The sequence below is a fragment of the Micromonospora antibiotica genome (genome assembly GCF_017599305.1).
GTDB lineage: Bacteria > Actinomycetota > Actinomycetes > Mycobacteriales > Micromonosporaceae > Micromonospora > Micromonospora antibiotica.
Genome location: NZ_JAGFWR010000046.1, coordinates 1 through 9182, shown reverse-complemented (window position 1 = coordinate 9182; position 9182 = coordinate 1). Strand labels below are relative to the sequence as shown.

The window sequence follows — 9182 nt, the reverse complement described above, 5'->3', positions numbered from 1 at the left end:
CACCCCATCCCCACAATCGCCACCGCCTCACCCACACCCACACCCGCAACACCCACACCCGAACCCAAACCCACCACCAAACCCACCAACCGCTCCGCCACCAACACCGGAGTCGGAAAGTCGTAGGCGAGCGAGGACGGCAGCGGCAGGGCGGTGTCGGCGACCAGCCGGTCGCGTAGTTCCACGACGGTGAGCGAGGAGAAGCCGAGTTCCTTGAACGTCGTCTCCGGGTCCACGTCGGTGGCGTTCGAATGACCGAGGATGCCGGCGGCCCGCCGCCGGACCAGCTCCAGGGCGACGTCGAGGCGACGCTCCGCCGGCAGCTCCCGCAGGTCGGTCGCCCAGGCCCCGTCGCCGACGGGCTCCTCGGTCACCGGCGCGTCGACGTCGGGCCGTACGGTCGTCGGGCCCGGGTCCGTTGCGGGCGCGTCGATCCAGAAGGGCCTGCGCTGGAACGCGTAGGTGGGCAGGGAGATCCGCTGTGCGCCCGGGAAGGACGTGGTCCAGTCGACCGGGACACCCACGACGTACGCGTGGCCGACGGCCTGCCGGAAGCGGTCGAGGCCGCCCTCGTCGCGCCGCAGGGTGGGCACGACGGACGCCGGCTGCCCGGCTGCGGCGAAGGTCTCCCGCAGGCCGACGGCCAGCACCGGGTGCGGGCTGCACTCGATGAACGTGGTGTACCCGTCGTCGAGCAACGCCGTGGCGGCCGGCTCGAACCGGACGGTCTGCCGTAGGTTGCGGTACCAGTAGGCGGCGTCCAGACCGGCCGTGTCGACGGGCGTGCCGGTCACCGACGAGTAGAAGGTGACCGGGGCACTGGTGGGCGTGATCGGGGTGAGCTGGGCGAGCACCTCGTCGCGGACCGTCTCGACCTGCGGGGAGTGGGAGGCGTAGTCCACCGGGATGGCCCGGCACCGCAACCCCTGCGCGGTCAGCTCGGCGAGCACCTGCGGCAGCACGTCCACCGCTCCGGACAGGACGGTCGAGTCGGGGCCGTTGATCGCCCCGATCGCAACCTGGTCGCTCCACTGCTCCAGCACCGGCAGCAGCCGCTCGGCCGAGGCCGCCACCGACGCCATCGCGCCCGTGCCGGCCAGGGCCCGGATCGCCCGACTGCGCAGGGCCACCACCCGGGCCGCGTCCGGCAGGGTCAGCGCGCCGGCCACGCACGCGGCGGCGATCTCACCCTGGGAGTGCCCCACCACCGCGTCGGGTTCCACCCCGTGCGCCCGCCACAGTGCCGCCAGCGACACCATCACGGCGAACAGCACCGGCTGGACAACGTCGACCCGCGCCAACTGGTCGACGTCCCCGCCGAGCAGGACGTCGCGCAGGTCCCAGTCGGTGTACGCGGCCAGCGCGTCGGCACATTCGTCGAGGCGGTCGCGGAACACCGCGGAGTCGGCGTACAGGCCACGGGCCATCGCCTCCCACTGCGAGCCCTGGCCGGGGAAGACGAAGACCACCCGGCCGGGCTGGGCGCGGCCGACGACCAGGTCGGGTCGGTCGTCACCGGCGGCGAGCGCGGCGAGGGCGGCGAGCATGTCGGCGCGGTCACCGGCGCGGATCGCCGCCCGGTGCCGCAGCGCGGCCCGGGTCGTCGCGAGCGAGTAGCCGAGGTCGACGCCCGCGACGTCGCCACCGGTGGTGAGGAACCGGTGCAGCGTGGCCGCCTGGGCGCGCAGTGCGGCGGGGTTCTGAGCGGACACCACCCAGGGAGCGGTGTGCGGGGGCGTCGGCGCGTCGGTCCGGTCGCCGGTGGGCCGGGGCGCCCGCCCGACGACGAGGTGGGCGTTGGTGCCGCCCATTCCGAACGACGAGATGCCGGCCAGGGCGTCGCCGTCACCGGCGGCGTCCGCCGGCCACGGCCCGAGCGCGCACTGCACCTGCAGGTTCAGCGCGACCAGGTCGATGCGCGGGTTGACGGTGCTGAAGTTCAGACTCGCCGGGATCTGCCCGTGCCGGGCGCTCAACGCGAGCTTGAGCAGGCCGACCAGACCGGCGGCCCCTTCGAGGTGCCCGACGTTGGTCTTGGCCGAACCGACGGCCAGCGGAGCGTCCGCCGGCCGGTGCACGCCGATCGTCGCACCCAGCGCGCCGGCCTCGACCGGGTCGCCGACGGGCGTGCCCGTGCCGTGCAGCTCGACGTATCCGACGTGGGCCGGGTCGGTGCCCGCCTGCCGGTGCGCCCGCCGGATCACGTCGGCCTGCCCGTCGCCGTCCGGGACGGTCAGGCCGGCGCCGCCACCGTCGTTGTTGACGGCCCCGCCGAGGATCACGCAGGAGATGTCGTCGCCGTCGGCCACCGCGTCGGCGAGCCGCTTGAGCACGACCAGGCCGCCGCCCTCACCGCGTACGTAGCCGTTGGCGCGCGCGTCGAAGACCCAGGCGGTGCCGTCCGGGGAGAGACCGCCGAACTCGCCGACCCGGGCGGTGCTCCCCGGTTCCAGGATGAGGTTCACGCCGCCGGCCAGGGCCAGCGAGACGGTCCCGGCGCGCAGGCTCTCGCAGGCCTGGTGCACGGCGACCAGCGCCGACGACTGCCCGGAGTCGACGACCACGCTGGGCCCGGTCAGGCCGAGCGTGTAGGAGATCCGGTTGGCCACGACGCTGCGGTGCAGCCCGGTGAGGGTGTGGACGGTGGCGGGCACCCGGCCGGCCAGTTGGGCGTAGTCGTCCTGGATGGCGCCGACGTAGACCGCCGCGGGCCGCCCGGCCAGCTGGTCGGGTGCCAGCCGGGCGTCCTCGAACGCCTCCCACGCCAGCTCCAGCATCAGCCGCTGCTGCGGGTCCATCGCGGTGGCCTCGCGCGGGGAGATGCCGAAGAAGGCGGCGTCGAACCCGGCGACGTCGTCGAGGAAGCCGCCGGGGGGCGCGGTCGGCCCCGACCGGTCGGCGGGTGCCGCGCCGATCGCGTTGCCCCCGCTGGCGAGCAGGGCCCAGAACGCGGCCGGGTTCGCCGCGCCGGGCAGGCGGCAGGACATGCCGACGACAGCGATCGCGTCCTCGGAAAAGTCACGGGTCTGCGGCATGACAACTGACCTCATTCTGCGTCGATCGCGGGCCATCGGGGGTGGGCGGAGGGTCTTAGACGGTGATCAGGGTGTCGACGTAGTCGACGATCGCCTCGAACGTCGGGTGCTCGTAGACCAGCGCGGCGGGCAGGTCCACTCCGGTGGCGGCGGCGGCCCGGTTGCGCAGGTCGATCGCCATCAGCGAGGTGAACCCGAGTTCGAGCAGGGGGACGTCGGCGGCGACGTCGTCGGCCCGGTCGAGCCGCATCACCTCGGCGGCCAGCCCGCGCAGGGCCATCAGCAGGGTCGCCCGGCGTTCGGCGGCCGGTAGCCGCAGCAGGGTGACGGCCAGCGACGGCTCCGCCTCGTCACTGCCGTCGGTGAGCGAGTCGGGCGGCGTGGGTGCCCGGCGGGTGGCCACCATCGGTGCGACCGCGTCCAGCCAGTAGTGCTTGCGCTGGAACGCGTAGGTGGGCAGGTCGACGGTGGTCGGGGCCAGCCCGTCGGCCAGCGCGTCCCAGTCGACGCCGCCACCCCGGCAGTACCAGTTCGCGACCCCGGTCAGGAACGCCACCGGCTCGTCGACGTCGCGGCGCAGCAACGGCAGCACCGCACCGGTCGTGCCGGCGACACCGAGGTTCTCGGTGACCACCGCGCTCAGCACACTGTCCGGGCCGACTTCGAGGTACTCGGTGACCTCGGCGGCGGCCAGCGCCCGGACGGCGTCGGCGAAGCGGACCGGCCGGCGGGCGTGCGCCACCCAGTATTGCGGGTCCTCCAGTTCACCCGGGCCGACCGGTCGACCGGTCACGGTGGACACCAGCTCGACGGTCGGCGGCCGGTAGGTCAGGCTCGCCGCCACCCGCCGGAACTCGTCGAGCATGGGCTCCATCCGGGGGGAGTGGAAGGCGTGGCTGACCCGCAGTCGGCTGGTCCGCCGGCCCTGGGCGGCCCAGGCCGCCTCGATCTCGGCGACCGCCGCCTCGTCACCGGCGACCACGACGGAGGACGGTCCGTTCACGGCGGCGACGGCGACCTCGGCGGCCCGGTCCACCAGCATCGGTGTAACCTCGGCCTCGGTGGCCTGCACCGCCACCATCGCGCCGCCGGCCGGCAGTTCCTGCATGAGTCGTCCGCGTGCGGTGACCAGGGTGGCCGCGTCGGCCAGCGTGAGCACTCCGGCGACGTGGGCGGCGGCGAACTCGCCGACCGAGTGCCCGACGAGCCGTTGGGGCCGGATGCCGAACCGTTCGAGGAGCCGGAACAGCGCCACCTCCACGGCGAAGATGGCAGGTTGGGCGAACCGGGTCTGGTCGAGCAGTGCGGCGAGGTCGGTGCCCGCCGGGGCGAAGAGCACGTCGCGCAGCGCCACCGGCAGGTGCGCGTCGAGGGCCGCGCACGCCGCGTCGAGGGCCGCGGCGAAGGCCGGGAACGCCGGGTAGAGGTCGCGGCCCATGCCCACGTGCTGCGAACCCTGGCCCGAGAAGATCATGGCGAGGGTACGACCGCCGGGCGGGGCGGGGCGGCCCCGCACCACCTGGGCGGAGCCTGAGCCGCCGGCCAACCGGTCCAGACCGGTGAGCAGCTCGGCCGGGTCGGTCCCGAGCAGAACGGCACGGTGGGCGAACAGCGGACGACGATTCAGGGTGTACGCCACGTCGACCGGCCGCAGCGGTCGACGCCGCAGGTGGGCGGCGAGCCGTCGTGCCTGGTCCCGCAGTGCCTTGGGCGAGTTTCCCGACAGTGGCCAGGCGGTCGGGCGGTCGGGTGTCACCACCGGCGCGGACCCGTGTTCCCCGGCGGGCGGGGGTGGCGACTCCTCCAGGATCAGGTGGGCGTTCGTGCCGCTGATCCCGAAGGAGGAGATGCCGACGCGACGTGGCCGATCGGCGACCGGCCAGGTCACGGCCTCACGCAGCAGGCGTACCGCGCCCGAGGACCAGTCCACGTGGGGGGTCGGTGGGTCGGCGTGCAGGGTCCGGGGCAGCACCTCGTTCCGCATCGCCTGCACCATCTTGATCAGGCCGCCGACTCCGGCAGCGGCCTGGCTGTGCCCGATGTTGGACTTGAGCGAGCCCAGCCAGAGGGGGCGTTGCGCGTCCCGGCCGGCGCCGTACACGGCTTGCAGGGCGCGTACCTCGATCGGGTCGCCGAGGGTGGTGCCGGTGCCGTGCCCCTCCACCGCGTCGAGGTCGGCGGGGGTGAGCCGGGCGTCGGCGAGGGCGTTGAAGATGACACGTTCCTGGGCAGGCCCGCTCGGGGCGGTGAGGCCGTTGCTGGCGCCGTCCTGGTTGACCGCGCTGCCCCGGATCAGACCGAGCACCGGGTGCCCGTTGCGCAGCGCGTCGGAGTACCGCTCCAACATGACCACTCCGACGCCCTCGGCCCAGCCGGCGCCGTCGGCCCCGGCGGAGAAGGACCGGCACCGGCCGCCGGGCGACAGGCCGCGCTGCCGGGAGAACTCGATGAACACCCCCGGTGTCGCCATCACCGTGACGCCTCCGGCCAGGGCCAGGGAACACTCGCCCCAGCGCAGCGACTGGCAGGCCAGGTGGATCGCCACCAGCGACGACGAGCAGGCGGTGTCGACGGTGATCGCCGGCCCCTCGAAGCCCAACGAGTAGGCGATCCGGCCGGAGGCGATGCTCGCCGCGCTGCCGTTGCCGACGTACCCCTCGAAGCCCTCCGGTGCCGGCATCAGCCGCGACCCGTAGTCGTTGTACATCACCCCGACGAACACGCCGGTGTCGCTACCACGCAGCGACCGGGGGTCGACGCCGCCCCGCTCGATCGACTGCCAGGCGTGTTCGAGCAGTAGGCGCTGCTGGGGGTCGATGGACAGCGCCTCGCGGGGGGTGATGGCGAACAGCCCGGCGTCGAACTCGGCCGCGTCGTAGAGGAAACCACCCTCGCGGGCGTAGCTGGTGCCGACGGTGTCCGGGTCCGGGTCGTAGAGCCCGTCGAGGTCCCACCCCCGGTCGGTGGGGAACCCGGCCACGGCGTCGACCTCACCGGCGACCAGGTCCCACAACTCGTCCGGGGTCTGCACCCCGCCGGGGTACTGGCAGCTCATCCCGACGAGCGCGATCGGCTCGTGGCGGCTCTCTTCGAGATCCCGGATGCGTTCCTGGGCGTCGCGCAGCTCAATGGTCATCCGCTTGAGGTAGTTGAGGAGCTTCGCCTCGTCACCTGACATGCGCTGGACACCCGCTCTCGTTGACTCCTGCGGCCGGTGGCCGCTCACTGCGGCACCGTGCCGAACTCCTGGTCGATCAGGTCGAAGATCTCGTCCACGGACGCGGACTCGATGCGCGCGTTGGCTTCCGGGCCGGCCGACCGGTCCGCCGGGGTCGTCTTCCAGTCGGCGAGCATGCTCTCCAGCCGGGCGGCGACCAGCCGGCGCAGCCCCCGGTCGGAGGAGGCCGCCGCCATGGCGGCGGACAGCCGGTCGAGTTCGGCGAGGACCGGGCCCTCGGCGTCGGCCGGCGCGGCGGTCTCCCGGATGAAGTCGGCCAGCGAGGTGGGCCGTGGATGGTCGAAGACCATCGTGGCGGGCAGTTGCAGACCGGTGGCGGCGCTGAGCCGGTTGCGCAACTCGACCGCGGACAGCGACTCGAAGCCGAGTTCCTTGAAGGACCGGTCGTCGTCGACGCGCGCCACCCGGTCGCCGCCGAGGACGGCGACGACGTTCCTGCGTACCAGGTCCAGCACGATCTTCTGTTGTTCGCCGACCGGCAGCCCGGCGAGCCGGGTGACCAGCGGTTGGGACGCCTGTTGGCCACCGGCGGGGCGGCGGGCCGTACGGGTCAGCCCGGACAGCCGGGGTGGCACGTTGTCGGTCTCGGTGCGGGCGCTGAGGCCGGCGATGTCGAAGCGGGCGGTGACCAGCACCGCCGGGCCGGCGGCCAGCGCGTCGTCGAAGAGGGCCAGCCCCTCGTCGAGCGACAGCGGCAGCAGACCGCCCCGGCTGACCCGGTCCAGCGCCGCCCGGTCGAGTTTCGCCGCCGCGCCGGCCCCGGTGCCGTCGGTCTCGCCCCACAACCCCCAGACCAGGGAGGTGCCGGCCAGGCCGGCGGCCCGGCGGTGTTCGGCGAGCGCGTCGAGGGCGACGTTGGCCGCCGCGTAGTTGCCCTGACCGAGGTTGCCGAGTTGACCCGCCACCGAGGAGAACAGCACGAACGCGGCCAGGTCGGCGTCCGCGGTCAGCTCGTGCAGGTGCAGGGCTGCCTGCACCTTCGGCCGCCAGACGACGTCGAGGCGGTGCGGGGTGAGGCTGGGCAGCACCCCGTCGTCGATGACCCCGGCGGCGTGCACGACCGCGGTGAGCGGGTGGTCGGCCGGCACCGTGGCGAGCGCCGCGGCGACGGATTCGCGGTCCCCGACGTCGCAGGCGACCAGCCGGGCCGTCGCCCCCTGCGCGGTGAGGTCGGCGAGCAGGTCACCGGCACCGGGGGCGTCCGCGCCGCGCCGGCTCAGCAACAGCAGGTGCCGCACGCCGTAGGTCGCCACCAGGTGCCGGGCGACGAGAGCGCCGAGCGCCCCGGTGGCCCCGGTGATCAGGACCGTGCCGTCCGGGTCGAGCCTCGGCGGCCCGGCAGGCTCCGCCGACCGGCGTACCACCAACCGGGGTACGAGGCCGACGCCGTTTCGCAGCGCGATCTCCGACTCCCCGGTGGCCAACGCGCCGGGCAGGGCCGGGCCCGAATCGGCGTCGACGTCGATGTGCACCACCGCGCCGGGGTTCTCCGCCCGCGCGGTACGCAGCAGGCCGGCGACCGGTGCCATGGCCAGGTCGACGTCGGTGTCACCGGGCAGCGGCAACGCCCCGCTGGTCACCACGACCAGCTTCGACTGCGCCAGTTCACCGCAGGCGAGCCAGCCCTGCACCGTGTCGAGCACCTGCCGGGTGGGTAGCCCGGTGACGGTCGGGTCGACCCCGGCACCGGGTGCCGGGCCCACGCAGGAGACCAGCACGGTGGACGGTGCCGGTCGGCCGTCGGCGACCGCCGCCCGCAGCGACTCGACGTCCGGGTAGTCCGCCGGATCGACGCCCGGCAGGTCACGCAGGTGGTGGCCGTCCGCACCGACGAGGACATGGTCCTGGGTGGCGTCCGCCCCGGCCGGGGTCTCGACGGGGTTCCAGCGGATCTCGTAGAGCGGCAGCCGGTCGGTACGCAGCGCGGCGAGCCGGGCCGGGTCGATCTCGCGGAGGGTCAGCGCGCGTACCGATCCGACCGGGTTGCCGGTGTCGTCGGCGATGTCCATCCGGACGGTTTCGCCGCCGGAGGCGTCCCACCGCACCCGCAGTCGGGCGGGCGTCACGTCGGCGGCCGTCACCCCCTGCCAGGAGAACGGGATCCGCAGCGGCAGCGGGCCGTCGTTGTCGGCGAGCGCGAGCGCCAGCAGGGGGTGCAGGGCCGCGTCGAGCAGCGCCGGGTGCAGCCGGTGGCCGGTGGGGTCGGTCCCCTCCGGCAAGGTGATCTCGGCGTAGCAGTGGTCCGGGTCCCGCCACAGCCCGGTCAGGCCCCGGAAGGCGGTGCCGTAGCCGTAGCCGTGCTCGGCGAGCCGGTCGTACAGGCCGGTGAGGTCGACGGGCACCACGCCGGCGGGCGGCCAACTGGTCAGCGCCGTGCCGGCCGGGTCGGCAACCGGGGTCAGGACACCGCTGGCGTGCAGGGTCCAGTCCTGACCGGAGTCGGTGTCGGCCGACCGGCCGTGGATCGTCACCCGGCGGCGGCCGGTGTCGTCCGGGGCGGACGCGACGACCTGGAGGTCCACGACGCCGTGCGCGGGCAGCGCGAGCGGCGCGTGCAGGGTCAGGTCGTCGACCATGGCCAGTCCGGCGTACGCGGCGCAGTGCAGGGCCAGGTCGACGAAGGCCGCGCCGGGCAGGAGGACGGTGCCGCCGACCAGGTGGTCGGCGAGCCACGGGTGGGTGGTGAGCGAGACCCGGCCGGTGAAGAGGGTCCCGGCGTCACCGGCGAGCACGACCGCGGCGCCGAGCATCGGGTGGCCGGCCTGGTCCAGACCGGCGGCGCTCAGGTCGCCGGTGTTGCGGGGTGCCTCCAACCAGTACCGCTCCCCCTGGAACGCATACGTCGGCACATCCACCAACCGACCCGCACCCACCACCCGACGCCAATCAACCTCCACCCCCGCAACAAA

At 74.2% G+C, this 9182-nt stretch carries 3 protein-coding genes; all 3 read right to left on the bottom strand.

Annotated elements, in window-relative coordinates; genetic code table 11:
- On the bottom strand, positions 1-3035 hold a 3035-nt coding region (locus JQN83_RS32360; RefSeq protein WP_208570954.1), incomplete at its 3' end, for a type I polyketide synthase.
- Positions 3036-3090: 55 nt separating this feature from the next.
- Positions 3091-6213: a type I polyketide synthase gene (locus JQN83_RS32355; RefSeq protein ID WP_208570953.1), complete on the bottom strand. Its 3123-nt coding sequence runs from the start codon at positions 6211-6213 to the stop codon at positions 3091-3093.
- Between the two features lie 44 nt (positions 6214-6257).
- Positions 6258-9182, bottom strand: a 2925-nt coding sequence (locus tag JQN83_RS32350) for a type I polyketide synthase (RefSeq protein WP_307800017.1), incomplete at its 5' end; no start/stop codon positions are given.

What these genes read in the sequence shown, in the direction of transcription:
- JQN83_RS32355 (WP_208570953.1), bottom strand. Translation starts at nt 6,213, where the DNA reads ATGTCAGGTGACGAGGCGAAGCTCCTCAACTACCTCAAGCGGATGACC.